The sequence below is a fragment of the Sedimenticola selenatireducens genome, assembly GCF_007625115.1.
Lineage (GTDB): Bacteria > Pseudomonadota > Gammaproteobacteria > Chromatiales > Chromatiaceae > Sedimenticola > Sedimenticola selenatireducens_A.
Genome location: NZ_VMNH01000007.1, coordinates 142,835 through 160,581 on the forward strand (window position 1 = coordinate 142,835; position 17,747 = coordinate 160,581).

General features: G+C 51.7%; 17 protein-coding genes and 1 other RNA gene. 12 read left to right on the top strand and 6 right to left on the bottom strand.

The annotated features are described in order from the left end of the window. Positions 1-204: 204 nt before the first annotated feature. Entirely contained in the window at positions 205-1,422 is a 1,218-nt protein-coding gene (locus tag FHP88_RS07840) for a tyrosine-type recombinase/integrase (RefSeq protein WP_144358482.1), read from the bottom strand. A gap of 164 nt (positions 1,423-1,586) precedes the next feature. Next, positions 1,587-1,963, bottom strand: a transfer-messenger RNA (tmRNA) gene (gene ssrA / locus FHP88_RS07845). 301 nt (positions 1,964-2,264) lie between these two features. Here ssrA and FHP88_RS07850 point away from each other — a divergent pair. Further along, the gene (locus FHP88_RS07850) at positions 2,265-4,100 is read left to right on the top strand and encodes a C1 family peptidase (RefSeq protein WP_144358483.1); all 1,836 of its coding nucleotides are present in this window, start codon (positions 2,265-2,267) and stop codon (positions 4,098-4,100) included. A gap of 45 nt (positions 4,101-4,145) precedes the next feature. On the opposite strand, the gene smpB is transcribed toward FHP88_RS07850, so the two are convergent. Beyond that, positions 4,146-4,628: an SsrA-binding protein SmpB gene (gene smpB / locus FHP88_RS07855; protein WP_144358484.1), complete on the bottom strand. Its 483-nt coding sequence runs from the start codon at positions 4,626-4,628 to the stop codon at positions 4,146-4,148. A 231-nt stretch (positions 4,629-4,859) separates the two neighbouring features. On the opposite strand from smpB, the gene FHP88_RS07860 reads away from it, so the two are divergent. From FHP88_RS07860 to FHP88_RS07870, 3 genes are read left to right on the top strand one after another with little or no spacing between them, the layout of a single operon-like run. Then, on the top strand, positions 4,860-6,233 hold the full coding sequence (locus FHP88_RS07860; RefSeq protein ID WP_144358485.1) for a sodium-dependent transporter: 1,374 nt from the start codon (positions 4,860-4,862) through the stop codon (positions 6,231-6,233). Next, the gene (locus FHP88_RS07865) at positions 6,234-6,671 is read left to right on the top strand and encodes a type II toxin-antitoxin system RatA family toxin (protein WP_144358486.1); all 438 of its coding nucleotides are present in this window, start codon (positions 6,234-6,236) and stop codon (positions 6,669-6,671) included. It abuts the gene before it with no gap. After that, complete coding sequence (locus FHP88_RS07870; protein WP_144358487.1) at positions 6,661-6,966, top strand: RnfH family protein; 306 nt, start codon at positions 6,661-6,663, stop codon at positions 6,964-6,966. The genes FHP88_RS07865 and FHP88_RS07870 overlap by 11 nt, the downstream gene beginning before the upstream one ends. Before the next feature lie 50 nt (positions 6,967-7,016). Here FHP88_RS07870 and FHP88_RS07875 read toward each other — a convergent pair whose 3' ends face one another. Beyond that, positions 7,017-7,514, bottom strand: a complete 498-nt coding sequence (locus tag FHP88_RS07875) for an outer membrane protein assembly factor BamE (protein WP_144358488.1) — start codon at positions 7,512-7,514, stop codon at positions 7,017-7,019. Between the two features lie 90 nt (positions 7,515-7,604). On the opposite strand from FHP88_RS07875, the gene fur reads away from it, so the two are divergent. Continuing rightward, complete coding sequence (fur, locus tag FHP88_RS07880) at positions 7,605-8,027, top strand: ferric iron uptake transcriptional regulator (RefSeq protein WP_144358489.1); 423 nt, start codon at positions 7,605-7,607, stop codon at positions 8,025-8,027. 18 nt (positions 8,028-8,045) lie between these two features. On the opposite strand, the gene recN is transcribed toward fur, so the two are convergent. After that, positions 8,046-9,725, bottom strand: a complete 1,680-nt coding sequence (gene recN / locus FHP88_RS07885; RefSeq protein ID WP_144358490.1) for a DNA repair protein RecN — start codon at positions 9,723-9,725, stop codon at positions 8,046-8,048. A 6-nt stretch (positions 9,726-9,731) separates the two neighbouring features. Next, positions 9,732-10,613, bottom strand: a complete 882-nt coding sequence (locus FHP88_RS07890) for an NAD(+) kinase (RefSeq protein ID WP_144358491.1) — start codon at positions 10,611-10,613, stop codon at positions 9,732-9,734. A gap of 219 nt (positions 10,614-10,832) precedes the next feature. Here FHP88_RS07890 and hrcA point away from each other — a divergent pair, with 219 nt between their 5' ends. The 7 genes from hrcA (at position 10,833) to FHP88_RS07925 (ending at position 17,692) form a co-directional block, all read left to right on the top strand. Beyond that, positions 10,833-11,897: a heat-inducible transcriptional repressor HrcA gene (gene hrcA, locus FHP88_RS07895; protein ID WP_144358492.1), complete on the top strand. Its 1,065-nt coding sequence runs from the start codon at positions 10,833-10,835 to the stop codon at positions 11,895-11,897. A 136-nt stretch (positions 11,898-12,033) separates the two neighbouring features. Continuing rightward, positions 12,034-12,639 carry a nucleotide exchange factor GrpE gene (grpE, locus tag FHP88_RS07900; protein ID WP_144358493.1) on the top strand — a complete coding sequence of 202 codons (606 nt, stop codon included), beginning with the start codon at positions 12,034-12,036 and terminating at the stop codon, positions 12,637-12,639. A gap of 88 nt (positions 12,640-12,727) precedes the next feature. Then, the gene (gene dnaK / locus FHP88_RS07905) at positions 12,728-14,656 is read left to right on the top strand and encodes a molecular chaperone DnaK (RefSeq protein ID WP_144358494.1); all 1,929 of its coding nucleotides are present in this window, start codon (positions 12,728-12,730) and stop codon (positions 14,654-14,656) included. 118 nt (positions 14,657-14,774) lie between these two features. Then, the gene (gene dnaJ / locus FHP88_RS07910) at positions 14,775-15,914 is read left to right on the top strand and encodes a molecular chaperone DnaJ (RefSeq protein ID WP_144358495.1); all 1,140 of its coding nucleotides are present in this window, start codon (positions 14,775-14,777) and stop codon (positions 15,912-15,914) included. Between the two features lie 58 nt (positions 15,915-15,972). Beyond that, complete coding sequence (dapB, locus tag FHP88_RS07915; RefSeq protein ID WP_144358496.1) at positions 15,973-16,776, top strand: 4-hydroxy-tetrahydrodipicolinate reductase; 804 nt, start codon at positions 15,973-15,975, stop codon at positions 16,774-16,776. A gap of 41 nt (positions 16,777-16,817) precedes the next feature. Then, a complete protein-coding gene (locus FHP88_RS07920) occupies positions 16,818-17,207 on the top strand; it encodes a DUF302 domain-containing protein (RefSeq protein ID WP_144358497.1) in 390 nt (129 codons plus the stop codon). Continuing rightward, a complete protein-coding gene (locus FHP88_RS07925) occupies positions 17,207-17,692 on the top strand; it encodes a hypothetical protein (RefSeq protein ID WP_144358498.1) in 486 nt (161 codons plus the stop codon). The genes FHP88_RS07920 and FHP88_RS07925 overlap by 1 nt, the downstream gene beginning before the upstream one ends. Positions 17,693-17,747: the final 55 nt, after the last annotated feature.

Below are 17,747 nucleotides of genomic sequence, written 5' to 3' on the forward strand. Positions count from 1 at the left end.
CAGACAAACCGGGGGAGTTAATATGAACGTCCGCTACTGGATGCTTCCTGCCGCCTACCTAAGTGTCTTTGACGGCCATGAAGTGTCGTGTGCTGACAGTTTTGCCCTCCGATAGAAATATTCACGAACAACCTGTATATGTCTTGAGGATAATGGACTGCTACAGCCTCGGTATCCTGATAAGTAAGTGTCACGTTGTTGGTTCTACGCACTTTGATTGATTGAAATAATCTCTGCCCCTGTTTTTAGCTTATCAAGATAATCTGCCCACTCTTGCATCATCTTGCGCCGTTCCGGCAGGTGGGCGGTACGGTTGTAGGCACGTCCGTTAGGGTCGCGTACTGCATGGGCAAGCTGGTGTTCGATGTAATCGGGGCGGAAGCCCAACACTTCATCAAGGATAGTTCGCGCCATCGCTCGGAAACCGTGGCCGCTCATTTCGTCTTTACTTATTCCCATGCGTCGCATTGCGGCAAGGATCGCATTATCACTCATGGGTTTGTCGCCTTTTGGATTTCTCGCGCTGGGGAATACATATCGCCCCCGGCCGGTGAGCGGGTGAACCTCCCGCAATATCTCGATAGCTTGTACGGAGAGTGGGACGATGTGCTGGGTGTTCGTTTTGGAAACTGTATAACGCCATTCTGCGGCTTTAAGGTCGATGTCTGTCCATTCGGCGTGCCGAAGTTCTCCGGGTCGAACAAATACCAGAGGAGCAAGCCGTAAGGCGCAGCGGACAATCAGGGTGCCTTCGTAGGCATCGAGTGCACGGAGTATGCCGCCGACTTTTTTCGGATCAGTCACAGCAGCAAAGTGTGTGCCTTTTACTGGAGGGAGTGCGCCTTTCAAGTCACCGGTTGGGTCGCGTTCAGCCCGTCCGGTGGCAACTGCATAGCGGAAGACCTGTCCGCAGTTGCCCAATGCGCGGTGGGCGGTTTCAAGGGCTCCCCGTTGTTCTATCCTGCGGATAACATCCAGTAATTGTGGGGCGGTAATGTCGGCTACTGGGGAGCCACCGATCCAGGGGACGATGTCCCGCTCCAGGCGGCGGATGATCCTGTCGCCATGATTGGCTGACCAGTTGGGGGAATGCTTGGCATACCACTCTCGGGCCACCACTTCAAAGTTGTTGGACTGTTTCGCTACCTTTGCCGACTTCTTGGCCTTGCGGTGTTCTCCTGGGTCAATGCCAGCCGCAACCTGTTTCCGGGCTTCATCTCTCCGTTCTCTGGCGTCCTTTAGGCTTACATCAGGGTAGGTGCCAAGAGATAACAGTTTCTCCTTGTCGTCAAAGCGGTACTTAAATCGCCACCACTTACCCCCTTTCGGGGTGATCAAAAGAAAGAGTCCTCGCTCGTCAAATAACTTCCTTTGCTTGGCCTCTGGCTTGGCCTTCTTGATTGCGGTGTCTGTAAGCGGCATTTTGGGGTAACTGCTCCATGACTCTTGGGGTAACCCCGATAGTTACCCCCGATAGGTTCAGGATTCTATGGGGTAACTTTAGACGCTATAGGACGAATAGGCAATAAAAAAGCCCGCTGTTATGCGGGCTGTAGGCTTTTATTGGATCTTATTAGATGTCGAATTGGTGGAGGCGGGGGGAATCGAACCCCCGTCCGCAAGCACTCCGCCTTTGGCTCTACATGCTTAGTTTCGCCGATTATTTTTAACTGGCTACTGCCCGGCAAACGGGGCGTGCAGACAGCGGTTCCGGTTAAGTTTTAGCGAATCCATCCCGGACAAACTTCATCGCGATCTTGTGAGCTATGACGCCTGAAATGTCCCGAGGGACGCTGGACGCACAAGAACGGCTCCAGTCAGACGGCTTCTACCGGTTATTAAGCGGCGAGAGCGTAGTTGTCGTCGTTGGCAACTATAGTGTTACAGAATTATTAACGAGGGTATCTGTATCCTCGGCATGCACCTCAGGTTTCATCACCCACGTCGAAGCCATGTCGCCCCCTTGGGTATAACCAACAGACAGTATAGCGTGTCTGTTAGTTCCTTGTCCTGTGATATTGGGGGTAATTCTGTTATTTCAATAGATAGCGGGTGGTTTCCTAAACCAATAGTCTGTTCCTACCGACTTTGGTAATGTGGGCTATAGTTGTTTGCAGTAGTGGTACATGGGGTAGGGATACCCTGATAGCAACTATCAGTTCCCATTTCATCGGGTTTCCTCAATCCAATTATCCACTCCTGTGCCTTCACAAGTGTGTGATTTATTGGTCTGTCTGGACTGAATGCCGCAAAGGAATTGATCTATGGCTAAGAATAAAACAGCAATGTTGGATGGCTATCCGTTAACCGCCACGGCAGATCTTCCAGATAACCGGGATTGGGAGTATCAGCCTCCTCCCATGTCCCTGAAGCGGTACTTGAATAAGCCCCGCACTTTGATGCCGCTAGATCAGAAAAGTGAGGGGGCCTGCACAGGGTTCGGCTTGGCTGCAGTGATCAATCTGTTGAATCAAGCGCGTGGCAGTAAGGTTAAGGTGAGTGCCCGTATGCTGTATGAGATGGCCCGTAAGCATGATGAGTGGCCAGGAGAGGATTATGCAGGTTCATCTTGTAGGGGCGCGATAAAGGGCTTTTCCAATATGGGGGTCTGTCGGGACAGCTTCTGGCCTTATCGCGATGGCAAGCCAGGGGAACTCACTGTCCGTGCAGCAAAGGATGCCCGTTCAAATACCATCGGTGCCTATTATCGTCTGAATCATCGAATCAGTGACTTCCATGCCGCTATCAACGAAGCGGGGGCTATTTTCTGTTCTGCCAATGTGCATGAGGGTTGGGCTTCCAGTGCCATCAAGCGGGATGTGATTCCGCTGAGTGATGAGATCACCGGTGGGCACGCTTTTGCCCTGGTGGGGTATAACAGCAAGGGTTTCTGGGTGCAGAACTCGTGGGGTAAGGGCTGGGGGCAGGGTGGTACAGCGCTTTGGACCTATGAGGATTGGTATGAAAATCTGGTTGATGCCTGGGTCCTTAGCTTGGCCTTGCCGACGCCTCAAATATGGCATCTGGGGAGTGCGCAGGCAGGTTTTGCCCGGGATGGTTCGGCCGTGGCACGCAGCTCACCACCCAGGGGTAAGATTGCGGGACATTTTGTACATATCGATGATGGTAAGTTCCATGATGCCGGTAGCTATTGGAGTAACCTTGATGATGTTAAGGCAACCGCTGCACGACTGAAGGAGAGTACCAAGTACGATCATCTGCTGATCTATGCGCACGGTGGATTGAACAGTCCCAAAGACTCAGCCAAGCGCATTGCTGCCATGCGGGATGTATTTAAGGCCAATCGGATCTATCCGTATCATGTGATGTATGACACCGGGATACTGGAAGAGCTGCTGGATGTGATTCGCTCGCGGGGTGACCGGACAGGCGATCGGGTTGGTGGGATGAGTGATTGGTGGGATCGCTTGCTTGAAAGACTTGCCAGGCGTCCGGGTAGAGCTTTGTGGCGTGAGATGAAGTTTGGTGCGAGTGCTGGTTTTGAGCAGAACCGCGCGGGTGTACAGACGCTAAAGGCATTCACAGATGCACTGGGTCAGGGGAGTGGGCTTAGGTTCAAACTGCATCTGGTTGGCCATAGTACGGGGGCCGTTTTACTGGCTCATCTTTTGTCCGCAATACAGACGTTGGCGCCCAAGCTCCGTATCAGTAGTTGCAGCTTGCTGGCGCCCGCTGCCACGGTTGATCTGTTTGACAGTCACTACAAACCGATCATCGCAACACCGTCTACTCAGTTTGGTATTAATGAGATGACGATTTATAACCTCAGCGAGCAGTTGGAACTGGATGATGCTGTGGGTCCCTACCGTAAGTCACTGCTCTATTTTGTTTCACGCTCTTTTGAGGAAGATACGCCTGCTCCGATATTGGGGATGCAGTTATACAGTAAGAAGCTGGATAACAAGCTGACAGGCCTGGAGCTTGTATACAGCCAGGGTGATGTGGTCAGAGAGCCGCGTAGTCTGAGTAAGGTGCATGGTGGGTTCGACAATGACCCGGCGACGCTGAATGATCTACTCAAAAGGGTGTTGGGGAAAAAGCCTACAAGGTTATTTACATCATCAGATTTGGAGTATTAGTAATGAGCGGCCATCTGTGTGTAATGGCAGATGGCCGCCGCATCCTTACTGGGCCTTGAGAATACGTTGTTTGTCTCGATCCCAATCCCGGTTCTTTTCTGTTTCACGCTTGTCATGTAACTGCTTGCCTTTGGCCAGACCAACTTCAAGCTTGACTTTGCCTTTCTTCCAATAGAGTGCTGTCGGAACCAGTGTATAGCCCTTGCGTTCGACCATGCCAACCAGTTTGTCCAGCTCTTCACGATGCAATAACAACTTTCGGGAGCGCATTGGCTCCGGTTTGATGTGTGTTGATGCACTCAGTAGTGGCGTGATGTTGGTGCCGACTAAAAAGGCCTCGCCACCTCGTATAAAGATATAGCTGTCGGTGATCTGTACACGACCATCCCGTATGCTTTTGACTTCCCAGCCTTGCAGGGAAATACCGGCCTCATAGCGGTCTTCAATAAAATATTCGTGACGCGCCTTCTTATTAAGCGCAATGGTTGAGCCGCCATGCCCAGCTTGTTTTTTAGATTTCTTTGCCATGAGTCAAATTGTATGTGACAGGGTAGGGCTGACGCTAGTCTGATAATCAATAAACCGCTGTGTGTGCCACGAATTTCCAATAAACCTCTGTGTGTGTCCCGAATTTCCCAAGCTGTGGCTGGGTTAACTTGTGCTGATGGCGAAATTCGCTGAGAATGCGGATTCTCTGTCTTAGGATAGGGTTGTGGCTAGGATGCCCGGTAGCCGACAAACTTGCGGAGGAGTAACGCCTTGTCCCAGCGCATATCCATTCATGGTCAATGGTCCTCACGCCTGATGTTTATTCTGGCGGCGACTGGTTCGGCTGTGGGCTTGGGAAATATCTGGCGGTTCCCCTATATCACTGGTGAAAACGGCGGTGGTGCCTTTGTATTGGCCTACCTGATATGCCTGGCGATCGTAGGTATACCCATCATGATGGCTGAGGTGTTGATCGGCCGACGTGGTCGGCAAAGTCCTGTGTTCAGCCTGCAGGCCTTGGCAGTTGAGGCCGGTGGAAACAAGGCTTGGCGTTGGGTGGGCTGGGCCGGGATGCTGGCTGGCCTGATCATCCTCTCTTACTACAGTGTGATTGCAGGCTGGACGCTCGCCTATGTGGTGCGGATAGCCAGTGGCTCGCTGGTGCGTGTGACAGCAGAGGGTGCAAGTAGTATTTTTGCACAACTGGTGATCGATCCTGAACGGTTGCTGGCCTGGCATACCATCTTTATGGTGATGACAATCAAGGTGGTTTCACGCGGAGTCAAACGGGGTCTGGAGCAGGCTGTCAAGATCCTCATGCCCCTGCTGTTTGCCATGCTGTTGGTTCTGGTCATCTACGCGTGGCGTCAGGGTGATTTTGTGCAAGCCTATCTTTTCATGTTTGACAGTGATTTCAGCAAGCTGACCCCCTCGGCGTTGCTCGTTGCCCTGGGGCATGCCTTCTTTACACTCAGTGTTGGTCTGGGTGCCATGATGGTCTATGGCGCTTATATGCCAAGTGGTCTATCCATTGCCAAGACATCTATCCTTGTGGGCCTTTTGGATACGGTGGTGGGCTTGTTGGCTGGGCTGGCCATCTTTTCCATTGTTTTCGCCCACGATATGGCAGTAGGCGAGGGTCCAGGGCTGATATTCCAGACGCTTCCCATTGTATTTGGACAGATGCCTGGCGGGAGTTTTTTTGGGACACTCTTTTTCCTGTTGCTGGTTTTTGCGGCCTGGACCTCGGCTATTGCCTTGATTGAGCCGATGGTAAGCTGGATCGTCGAGAAGCGGGAAATCGATCGGATTCGTGCGGCTATCTGGACAGGTATTGTGGCTTGGTTACTGGGAATTGTGACTATTTTGTCATTCAGTAGTTGGTCATTCAGTTTCCGTTTTGGTGGTGAATTAAAGCGGCATGGTCTGTTCGATGTGCTGGATATCCTCACTTCGAGTATTATTCTCCCCCTTGGCGGATTGTGTATCGCCCTCTTTGTGGGTTGGGTGATGTCCCGGGAGTCTGTTGTTGATGAAATGGGCGGGCGATCAGGGATTGATTTCAAGCTGTGGTATTTTGTCGTTCGGTTTATAACGCCTGTGGCCGTTGTGCTGGTCTTTCTGCAGGCGATAGGAGTGGTTTAGTTGCCTGTAGTACATAAGAGCGCCTTGGTGGCGCATTCAGCGGAAGAGATGTTTGAGTTGATCAATGATGTTGAATCCTATCCGCAGTTTCTTCCCTGGTGCAAATCCACCCAGTTGCTTTCTAGAGACAGCGAGCAGTTGTGTGGCCAGCTCGAGGTGTCACGGATAGGTATTAGCCAGGTATTTTCCACCTGTAACCAACTTTTTCCCTATGAGCGGATAGTGATACAGTTAAAAGATGGGCCATTTAAACGATTACACGGTGAATGGCGTTTTACTGCATTACGAGAGGATGCTTGTAAGGTGGAACTGGAGTTAGAGTTCGAATTTGCAGGGAAGTTGATCAATTCAGCATTTGGTGCCGTATTTAGCCAGATTGCTAATACATTAGTTGATGCATTCTGCAAACGTGCAGATGAGGTAGCCCGTGGTAAGTGAACAATTTGAAGTAGAAGTGGCCTATGCAAAAGCCGACGAGCAGGCCATATTAAAGGTGCTGGCGGAGCAGGGGACGACGGTCAGGCAGGCGGTTGAGCGCTCTCATATAACGGATCGCTTTCCTGAAATCGATATTGAAAATGCCAAGTTTGGTATCTTCGGTAAGGCCGCAAAAGCAGACGCTGAGCTCAATCCAGGTGACCGTGTGGAGATCTATCGACCCTTAATCGCTGATCCAAAGCAGGCCCGTAAAAAACGGGCTGCAGAGGGGAAAGATCTTAAAAAAGGGAATTAATATTCGGTGTTGGATCGGTGTTGCCTTGGTATTCGGCCGATCCACATCGACTAGTCGTCAGATTTGATGCCGACGGATTCAAGGGCACGACTAAAGATGCCTTGGCGATCGCCTGTGTAATCCGGTACCGTGATAACGACCTCTTCATCAGAAAGCTTATTTTCCTCGAGAGGAGGCTCTGCTTGGGGGCGGTAGTCTCCTTCGATACGTGTTAGGCGATCATCTTCAAAATAGAGCGCCACACGCTGCTGTATGAGCGCTTCATTGCCCTGCTTCATGCTGTAGTAGTAATCCCACCGGTTTTGATGAAAGACATCAACCAGCATCGGGGTCCCAAGCAGATAACTGACCTGGCTCTTTGACATGCCAGGCTTCAGTTTATTGATCGACTCCTGAGAGACGACGTTGCCCTGCTGGATATCGGGGCGATGGATCAAAGGGAGCTTGTTGAGCGCATCAGGTATCGCGTTACTCGCCTCCTTGAAGGTGGAACAGCCGGTTGCAAGTAGACTTGCACCACATACCCAATAGATGAGAAGCTTTTGCATTAACTCTTTCCGGTTATAAGGGCGATACCCAATTACGATGGCCGGAATGATACCTGATTCATGGCTCGAAAACACCTGAGGTAATTTGTTTTGGAAGATCAGGAAATTAGAAATGCAGGCCTGAAGGTAACCGCACCCCGGGTGAAGATTTTAGAGTTGCTGGAAAGAAGCGATGAGCAGCATGTCAGCGCCGAGGATGTTTATAAAATGTTGTTGGCGGCGAATGAAGATATTGGTCTGGCGACCGTTTATCGCGTACTCACCCAATTTGAAGAGGCCGGATTGGTGGAGAAGCACCATTTTGAAGATGGCTACTCTGTATTTGAGCTCAATAAAGGGGAGCATCACGACCACATTGTCTGTGTCACCTGTGGTCGGGTTGAAGAGTTTGTTGACGATACTATTGAAAATCGTCAGAAAAAGATCGCCGACGATCTCGGCTTTCAGATCAGCGAGCATGAGTTGGTGATTTACGGCAAATGTCTGGACGACAACTGCAACCACAAACGCTAGTTGGTTGTGATGGCTCCTTTACGAGGCAACCGCTTGGGGGCGGCTGACCATTTCTCGGGCATGTGCCAGTGTTTGTGCAGTAATTTCCACCCCACCCAGCATGCGGGCAATCTCTTCGATACGTGCATCGCCTGCCAGTTCTGCTAGGGCCGTGTGGATGCCATCCCCCTGGGTCTCCTTCTCAACCCGCAGATGATGATTACCCTGCGAGGCAACCTGCGGCAGATGAGTGACGGATAGCACTTGTTGTTTCGTTCCTAACTCTCGCAGCATTCGGCCGACAATTTCTGCTGTTCCGCCGCCGATACCGACATCCACTTCATCAAATATCAGCGTAGGCACTTGGGTGCAACTCGCGGTGGCAACCTGTATTGCCAGGCTGATACGTGAAAGCTCGCCGCCTGAAGCAACCTTTGCAAGGGGTCTGGGTGGGTGTCCGGGATTGGCCGTTACCAGAAATTCAATCCGGTCCAGCCCCTGGGCTGACGCCTTATCCGCTGTCAATGTTTCGACTTCAACCACCAGACGTCCATGTGGCATGCCCAGCGACAACATGCCTTGGGATACCTGCTGGCTGAGCTTTTTAGCCGCTTTAAGGCGCGATTGTGTGAGTGCCTTCGCCTGCTCAAGGTAGGTCTGCCTGAGTTGGTTGACCTGTTGCTCCAGGTCTGCCAAATGAGAATCTGCATTGTCCAGCGCATCCAGTTCAATCTGCAGTTGCTGTACTAGCTCATGCAATTCTTCCGGTTTACAGCGATATTTGCGTGCGATGTCGTGTATCTCCCGCAGGCGTCGGTCCAGATAGTCCAGGCGATTGGGGTCGAGCTCTAGATTATCGGCATAATGACGCAACGCCGAGAGCGCCTCACTTACCTGAATGGCGGCGCTATCGAGTAATTCGCAGGCCTCATTCAGCCCTTTATCGAGTGCGGCAAATTCAAGTAAATCATGGTGGGCTCGGCTGATCAGAGAAAGGGCGGCCTGTTCGTCGTCATCCAGATAACTCAGGGCTGCGTTGCACTGCTCGATTATTCTTCCTGAATTACTTAGCAGGGTATGTTCCTGTGTGATCTCTTCGAGTTCATTCTCTCCGAGTCGAAGATGGGTGAGTTCTGTGAGTTGATAGCGCAGGAGATCAATACGATCCCCGCGTTCCTTCGCCTGGTCTTTTAGCGTGGTGAATTTCTGCTCGGTTTCGTGCCAGGCCTGGAAGCTGGAGGCGGTCTGATGGCAGAGTGGGCCGTGTGCTGCAAATTCATCCAATAATTGGCGTTGGTGATTTCGCCGTAAGAGTGACTGATGGGCATGCTGTCCATGGATATCCACCAACTGTTCTCCCAGCTCTTGCAGTGATTTGAGCGGGGCAGGTGTACCGTTAATGTAGGCACGGGAACTGCCATTCTTCATCAACACCCGGCGCATGATGCATTGGCCGTCGTCATCCAGGGCATTCTCGACCAGCCAGTTCTTTACAGTAGGCAATGTCTGAGTATCAAAGATGGCCGTTATTTCAGCCCGCTCGCAACCCGTGCGAATCATGCCGTTATCTGCCCGGTCGCCGAGAATCAACCCCAGGGCATCTACCAGGATCGATTTCCCCGCGCCTGTCTCACCGGTGAGAACTGTCATCCCGGGATGCAGCGTCACTTCCAGTCTGCTGACAATAGCGAGGTCTTTGATATTGATCTGCTGCAACATCAGTAATTACTTATCCCTTGGAGTAGTGTTGTGTTCGCTCCAGCCCAGTTTTGTTCTGAGGATATAGAAATGATCGTGATTGATCGGATGGATCAGCCGAACTGGATTGGTATGTTTGCGAATTATAACGCGATCCCCCTTGAGTGGCAGACTGGTCTGGCCGTCACAGGTGACCCGTAAATGGATGTTCTCAGCAGGATCACACACCACTATCTCAATTTCACTGTCACCATCCACCACGATAGGGCGATTACTCAGGGTGTGAGGGCAAATCGGCACCAACAGCGTTGCGTTTAGATCGGTATGCAGCAGGGGGCCTCCACCGGAAAGGGCGTAGGCAGTGGAGCCCGTAGGCGTCGAGATGATAATGCCATCGGAACGTTGAACATTTACAAAACTGCCGTCGATGTATGTCTCGAACTCGATCATTCGGGCAATGTTCCACTTATGTACGACGACATCATTAAAGGCGGTGTGATGAACGCCGTCGATCTCAGCGCTGAGTAGAAAGCGGGACTCTTCACGATATTCACCGGAAAAGATCTGTTCCAGGGTGGTCAGCATATCCTTGGGGGAGACATCAGCGAGAAAACCCAACCGCCCTAAGTTGATACCCAGCAGGGGCACTTCGTAGTCAGCGAGACTCCGTGCGGTATGCAGCAATGTGCCGTCACCACCTACGACTATGGCCAGATCGGATTCAACACCCAACTCATCCAGAGAGGCCGCAATCATCTTATGGTTAGGTACCCGGCTGGCGGTGCTTTCTTCTAACAGAACGCGGTGTCCACGTCCGAGCAGAAAGCGGCCCAGTTCAAGAATGGTTTCTCGGGGGGAGACTTCGCCATGTTTTCCAATCAGGCCGATCGTGTGAAATTTTTGCGGCATGGCTCGCTTCTTCTGTATGGGTGGAGTTTAGATACGAAACTTAACATGGCGCCGGTATGCCGCCAACCGATAGCATGTGCTTTTGGAATTGAAGGATCTATTCTTGACACTGTCATGGGTCAAAATGATAATCCCTCTGTTTAGCACTCAATCAACACGAGTGCTAATAGGTCCGTCCGTAGCTTGCAGGCGGGGTGTGGTGTTTTGGCGAGGTAGGATGTGACGATAAAGAAGGCATCGAGCGAGTTACCGGTGAATGAACGTGCGCAGCACCTACTGAAAGTTCTTATTGAGCGTTATATTCAGGATGGTGAGCCGGTGGGTTCCCGGACGCTCTCTCGTGACTCAGGCCTTGATCTCAGTCCCGCAACCATTCGCAACGTGATGGCTGATCTGGAAGATCTTGGGTTGGTGACTTCACCCCACACCTCTTCAGGACGCGTGCCTACAGCGACCGGCTATCGCATGTTCGTCGATACCCTTGTGACGCTTAAACCCCTTGAGGCGGGCAAGATACAGCAGTTGGAGTCAGGGCTGTTTAGTTCTTCTGATCCGAAGATTTTGGTGGAATCGGCTTCAAAGTTGCTCTCTCGATTGACCCATATGGCCGGTCTGGTGATGATTCCACGACGCAAACAGCTCACCTTCAGGCAGATCGAATTTTTACCGCTCTCCAGCAAACGATTGCTGACTATCCTGGTGACCACCGAAGGCGAAGTGCATAATCGAGTCATCGAAGTCCGCAAGAACTATTCTCCTTCCCAATTGGTCGAGTTCGCCAATATTCTCAACCAGCACTACATTGGCACCTCTATGGAGGAGATGCATACGCGTCTGGTGCGGGAGATGGAGCAGGCGCGCGCGGATATGAATCAGATCATGGCGCAGGCGTTGGAGATGGCTGAGCAGGTCATTGATCCTGAGATTGGCGGCGACGACTATGTCATGGCGGGTCAGACTAATCTGATGGATTTCAATGACTTCTCGCAAATGAACAAACTGCGTGAACTGTTCGATTCATTCACTGAAAAGCACGAGATTTTACATCTGCTGGATGGCTCCATGCTTGCAGAGGGCGTGCAGCTCTTTATCGGTGAGGAGTCCGGCTATAAGCCGCTGGATCAGTGTAGCCTCGTGACGGCTTCCTATCAGCTCGACAGCAAAGTGGCCGGTGTGCTGGGGGTGGTTGGGCCTACGCGTATGGCCTATGATCGGGTGATTCCCATCGTTGATATTACCGCTAAGCTATTGAGTTCAGCCATGCAGTCGCGCAAGGATAAATAATTAGCCATTTGGCTTGAAACGACGTTAACCATCCCCAAATTGTGGTGATTGATCTGGAATTGCCATTCCAAACAGACTGCTGATACGCAGTGTTGTTGGAAATTATTAGTTTTATCAAAAAGTTAGAGGAAACAGGATGAGTAAAGATCAGGACCAGGCCAGCGATCAGACTGTTGCTGAAGAAGCTATCGAAATCACAGGTCAAGTGGAATCGGTATCGGAACAATCGACGACTGAAGCGCAGACTCCTGAAGAATTAACCTTGTTGCTTGAAGATGCCAGAGCCAAGGCGGATTCACACTGGGATCAGTTAATGCGTACCCAGGCCCAGATGGATAATCTGCGCAAACGGCATGAGCGGGACTTGGAGAATGCCCACAAATTTGCTTTGGAGCGCTTTGTAAATGAGCTGCTCCCCGTCAGGGACAGCTTGGAAATGGGGCTTGTGGCGGCGGGTGAGGAGAGCTCAACCATCGATCATTTGCGCGAGGGTACTGAACTGACCCTAAAGCTCTTTTCCGATGTCATGGACAAGTTCAATGTTGAACAGATTAATCCAGAGGGCGAACCCTTCAATCCCGAGCTTCATCAGGCGATGAGTATGATGCCGCGGGCTGATGTGCCACCCAATACGGTCGTGCTCGTTGTGCAGAAAGGGTACACGCTGAATGGTCGTTTGGTGCGCCCAGCGATGGTTATGGTATCCCAGGCGGAAGCAGGTCAGGTTGACGACCAAGCCTGACCTTGAAAACTGCGGGGTTATCCCCATTTTGAGTAACAGCCAAAACAATTTTTTGTAATTTAGAAACAGTTAACCGGAGAGACAAACAATGGGAAAGATCATCGGAATCGATCTGGGCACAACGAACTCCTGCGTAGCAGTGATGGATGGTGATGGTGCCCGTGTTATCGAGAACAGCGAAGGCGATCGCACCACCCCCTCTATTGTCGCTTACAACAAAGAGGGTGAAGTGCTGGTCGGACAGTCTGCAAAACGTCAGGCAGTGACCAATCCGCAGAATACGCTGTTTGCGATCAAGCGGTTGATCGGGCGTCGATTTGAAGATGACGTCGTTCAGCGCGATATCGAAATGGTGCCCTACAAGATCGTCAAGGCGGACAACGGTGATGCTTGGGTAGAAGCGAACGGTAAGAAGATGGCGGCTCCCGAGGTTTCTGCAAAGATTCTTCAGAAAATGAAGAAGACCGCTGAGGATTATCTGGGTGAAGAGGTGACGGAAGCGGTCGTAACCGTACCGGCCTACTTCAATGATTCCCAGCGTCAGGCAACCAAAGATGCAGGGCGTATTGCCGGCCTGGATGTTAAACGTATCATTAATGAACCTACTGCAGCCGCTCTGGCTTACGGTATGGATAAGAAACGCGGTGATCAGAAACTGGCTGTCTTCGATCTGGGTGGTGGTACCTTTGATATCTCCATTATCGAAATTGCCGAAATTGATGGCGAACATCAATTTGAAGTGCTCTCCACCAATGGTGATACCTTCCTGGGTGGTGAAGACTTTGATATGCGTATCATCGACTTCCTGGTGGAAGCATTCAAGAAAGAGCAGGGTTTTGATCTGCGCAATGACCCGTTGGCCCTGCAGCGTCTGAAAGAAGGTGCTGAGAAGGCCAAGATTGAACTCTCCAATGGACAGCAGACCGATATCAATCTGCCCTATATCACGGCTGATGCAACTGGCCCGAAACACTTGAATATCAAACTGACTCGCTCCAAATTGGAAGCGCTGGTTGATGATCTGGTGACCCGGACTATTGCCCCTTGCCGTACGGCATTGAATGACGCTGGCCTGACTGCCGCTGAGATTGATGAAGTGATCCTGGTGGGTGGACAGACCCGTATGCCTAAAGTCCAGGCCGTCGTAGAAGAGTTCTTTGGTAAGACTCCACGTCGTGACGTGAATCCTGATGAGGCCGTTGCCATCGGTGCGGCTATCCAGGGTGGCGTACTGGGTGGTGAAGTTAAAGATGTACTGCTGCTGGATGTAACCCCACTGTCGCTTGGTATCGAGACCATGGGTGGCGTTATGACCAAACTGATCGAGAAGAACACGACTATCCCGACCAATGCCAGTCAGGTATTCTCGACCGCTGATGATAACCAGACGGCCGTTACCGTGCATGTACTGCAGGGTGAACGCGAGCAGGCTGCCGCGAACAAGTCTCTGGGTCGATTTGATCTGACCGATATCCCACCGGCTCCGCGGGGTATGCCTCAGGTCGAGGTAAGCTTTGATATAGATGCCAACGGCATACTCAATGTTTCCGCTAAAGACAAGGCGACCAACAAAGAGCAATCAATTGTTATCAAGGCCTCTTCAGGTCTGAGTGATGACGAAGTCGATCGAATGATCAAGGATGCCGAGGCGCATGCGGATGAGGACCGTAAGTTCAATGAACTGGTTCAGGCACGCAATCAGGCCGACAATATGATCCATGCCATTAACAAATCAATGGCAGAACTGGGTGATGAGAAGCTGGAGCCTGGCGAGAAGGATTCGATTGAAGCGGCCATTAAAGAGCTTGAAGAAGCGGTCAAAGGCGACGACAAGGATGCGATTGAGGCTAAGACCAAGACATTGACTGAGGCCTCTGCCAAGATGGCTGAACGGCTCTATGCCCAGAAAGGTGGAGAAGATGCCGCCGCTGGTGGCGCTGCGGGTGCAGAAGCGTCCTCGGGTAAGGACGACGATGTCGTCGATGCCGAGTTCGAAGAGGTTAAAGAGGACAAGTAATTACACCAAAGTGACGGATCTTTTCGTCTGATATTTAACAGCTTAGGCGCGTTGGCATAGGGTCTGTAATGGTACCCTGTGCCTTCGCGTTTTAGCGGTTTTACAAAGTAGATTGAATATGTCGAAACGTGATTTTTACGAAGTACTAGGTGTCAGCAAGAACGCCAGTGAGGCCGAGATTAAGAAGGCGTACCGGAGACTGGCGATGAAGTTTCACCCAGACCGGAATGCGGGTGACCAATCGGCAGAGACAGAGAAGAAGTTCAAAGAGGCCAAGCTGGCCTATGAAGTCCTTTCCGATGCCCAGAAGCGTGCCGCCTATGACCAGTTTGGACATGCCGGTGTCGATAACTCTATGGGTGGCGGCTATGGTGGACATGGTCAGGGCGGTAATTTCAGCGACATCTTTGGCGATGTATTTGGTGATATCTTTGGCGGCAGGGGCGGCGGTGGCTCGCGTGTCCATCGCGGTGCGGATCTTCGTTATAACCTGCAACTCTCACTGGAAGATGCTGTAGCGGGTACCAGCGTAAAAATTCGTGTCCCCACCATGGTCAAGTGTAATCCCTGTAATGGCTCGGGGGCCAAGAAAGGGACCAAGCCAAAGACCTGCTCCACCTGCGCGGGACATGGTCAGGTGCGCATGCAACAGGGTTTTTTCTCTGTTCAGCAGACCTGCCCAACCTGTCGGGGCAAGGGTACGGAGATTGAGTCTCCCTGTCCGGCCTGTCATGGTGCTGGGCGGATTCAAGAGCACAAGACGCTCTCCGTTAAGGTGCCGCCCGGTGTTGATACCGGTGATCGGATCCGGCTCTCGGGTGAGGGTGAAGCGGGCGAGAGCGGTGGGCCTGCCGGCGATCTCTATGTCCAGGTTTCGGTGAAACAGCATGAGATATTTACCCGTGAAGATAACCACCTCTTTTGCGAGGTGCCCATCAGCTTTGTCACGGCTGCTTTGGGTGGAGAGCTGGAAGTTCCTACCCTGGGTGGCAAGGTCGTACTAAAGGTTCCGGCCGGAACCCAATCAGGAAAGATGTTCCGCATGCGAGGTAAAGGTGTAAAGCCTGTTCGCGGTGGGCCGGTAGGTGACCTGCTGTGCAAAGTGATGGTGGAGACGCCGGTTAATCTTACAGAGACGCAGAAAGATCTGCTGCGACAACTGGAAGAGAGCATGCAGGGGGCTGGTAGTAAACACAGTCCACACTCTGCTGGCTGGGTCGACGGGGTAAAGAAGTTTTTTGAAGGCATGGGATTCTGATTGATCTAGCCCGTCTTATTAACTTGTCTCGATACTTTATATTTGCCAGGAAAAGAAAATGATCAGAGTTGCTGTTGTGGGTGCCGCAGGACGTATGGGGAAGTCACTGATTCAGGCCGTGACAGAGGCTGATGGTTTTGTTCTGGGTGCAGCGACTGAACGTCCCGGTAGTTCGCTTGTGGGTGTCGATGCCGGCGAATTGGCGGGAGTTGGACGGCTGAACGTGGCTATCGCTGATAATCTTGAATCTGTTGTGGATGTTTTTGATGTTCTGATTGATTTTACCGCACCGCAGGTATCGATGAACCACGTCGCCATCTGTCGTGCCCACGGTAAGCGAATTGTGATAGGTACAACCGGATTCACTGATGAGCAAAAGGCGGAATTACGTGATGCCGCACAGGATATGGCCATCATCCTTGCGCCGAACATGAGTGTTGGTGTCAATCTCTGCTTTAAGTTGCTGGATATTGCGGCCCGTGTCATGGGTGATGATGTGGATATTGAAGTAATCGAGGCGCATCACCGCCATAAAGTGGACGCCCCCTCAGGTACGGCACTGCGCATGGGTGAAGTGGTAGCTGATGCCCTGGGTCGTAATCTGAAAGAGTGTGCGGTCTACGGCCGTGAAGGTATCACTGGAGCGCGTGACCGTAAGAGTATTGGTTTCGAAACCATCCGTGCAGGTGATGTCGTGGGTGACCACACGGTTCTGTTTGCCAGTATGGGTGAGCGGGTGGAAATTACCCACAAAGCCTCTAGCCGCATGACTTTTGCCAATGGTGCTGTTCGCGGAGCTGGGTGGCTGATGCAGCGGGATAATGGTCTGTTTGATATGCAAGACGTCTTAGGTCTGCGCTAAGCCTTGGCGGGACACTTTTAAGCAGGATAAGTGGAGCAGTTATGTACGAATTTGGCCTTACCTTAAACATCCCTTTTGATCAGGCAATGGAGCGTGTCCGCCAGGTCTTGATGGACAATCAGCTGGGCATTGTCAGTGAAGTCGACGTTCAGGCGACACTCAAGAACAAGATAGGGAAAGATATACCCGCTTACCGAATTCTCGGTGCATGTAACCCAGTGCTGGCTGATCGTGTGCTGGAAGCTGAACCTAATGCGGGTACACTCTTACCCTGTAATTTGATCCTGCGTGCCGTATCTGAAAATGAAACTGTCGTCAGCTTTATGGATCCTGTTGCCGTGTTGGGCCTGTCGGAATCTGCTGAGGTAAAGGCAGTGGCGGCCGAGGCAAGAGCCAAGCTGGATCAAGTGGTTGCACAGCTTAAAGGCTGATGCGACATCGCCTCGCACTAATACAACTTATTTTAGCGGTTTGGTTGCTGTTCCCATTAATCCAGGGATGCAGCAACGATCTACCTTCCCCCGAAGAGCAGATCAGGCAACTGATCGTCGCGGGCGAGCAGGCGGTTGAGTCCCGGTCTATCTCTGCAGTGCAGGCACAGCTGTCAGATCAGTATGCCGATACAGCGGGTCATCAAAAGCGTACGCTTGCTCGTCTCCTGGCGGGTTACTTCATCTCACATCAATCGATTCATCTGTTGACCCAGGTTGGCGCAGTAAACCTGATCGGAGAAGATCAGGCCGAGGTGACGGTTTTTGTTGCAGTGGCGGGTCAACCCATTAATGCGCCGTCAGATTTTCTATCCCTGCGAGCGAATCTTTTGCGTTTTGATCTCACGCTGAGCAAAGAGACGTCACAATGGCTAGTGCGCAGTGCACGCTGGCGGAAGGCGGATATGAGTGATTTCCTGGAGTAATCATCTCTTGCTTCGAAATGTTGTTGGCATAATTACTGCTCTTAATCGATTAAAG

Bases quoted from the DNA above. Each gene is read 5' to 3' on its own strand.
- FHP88_RS07840 (WP_144358482.1), bottom strand. From the start codon at position 1,422: ATGCCGCTTACAGACACCGCAATCAAGAAGGCCAAGCCAGAGGCCAAG.
- FHP88_RS07850 (WP_144358483.1), top strand. From the start codon at position 2,265: ATGGCTAAGAATAAAACAGCAATGTTGGATGGCTATCCGTTAACCGCC.
- smpB (WP_144358484.1), bottom strand. From the start codon at position 4,628: ATGGCAAAGAAATCTAAAAAACAAGCTGGGCATGGCGGCTCAACCATT.
- FHP88_RS07875 (WP_144358488.1), bottom strand. From the start codon at position 7,514: ATGCAAAAGCTTCTCATCTATTGGGTATGTGGTGCAAGTCTACTTGCA.
- recN (WP_144358490.1), bottom strand. From the start codon at position 9,725: ATGTTGCAGCAGATCAATATCAAAGACCTCGCTATTGTCAGCAGACTG.
- FHP88_RS07890 (WP_144358491.1), bottom strand. From the start codon at position 10,613: ATGCCGCAAAAATTTCACACGATCGGCCTGATTGGAAAACATGGCGAA.
- grpE (WP_144358493.1), top strand. From the start codon at position 12,034: ATGAGTAAAGATCAGGACCAGGCCAGCGATCAGACTGTTGCTGAAGAA.
- dnaK (WP_144358494.1), top strand. From the start codon at position 12,728: ATGGGAAAGATCATCGGAATCGATCTGGGCACAACGAACTCCTGCGTA.
- dnaJ (WP_144358495.1), top strand. From the start codon at position 14,775: ATGTCGAAACGTGATTTTTACGAAGTACTAGGTGTCAGCAAGAACGCC.
- dapB (WP_144358496.1), top strand. From the start codon at position 15,973: ATGATCAGAGTTGCTGTTGTGGGTGCCGCAGGACGTATGGGGAAGTCA.
- FHP88_RS07920 (WP_144358497.1), top strand. From the start codon at position 16,818: ATGTACGAATTTGGCCTTACCTTAAACATCCCTTTTGATCAGGCAATG.
- FHP88_RS07925 (WP_144358498.1), top strand. From the start codon at position 17,207: ATGCGACATCGCCTCGCACTAATACAACTTATTTTAGCGGTTTGGTTG.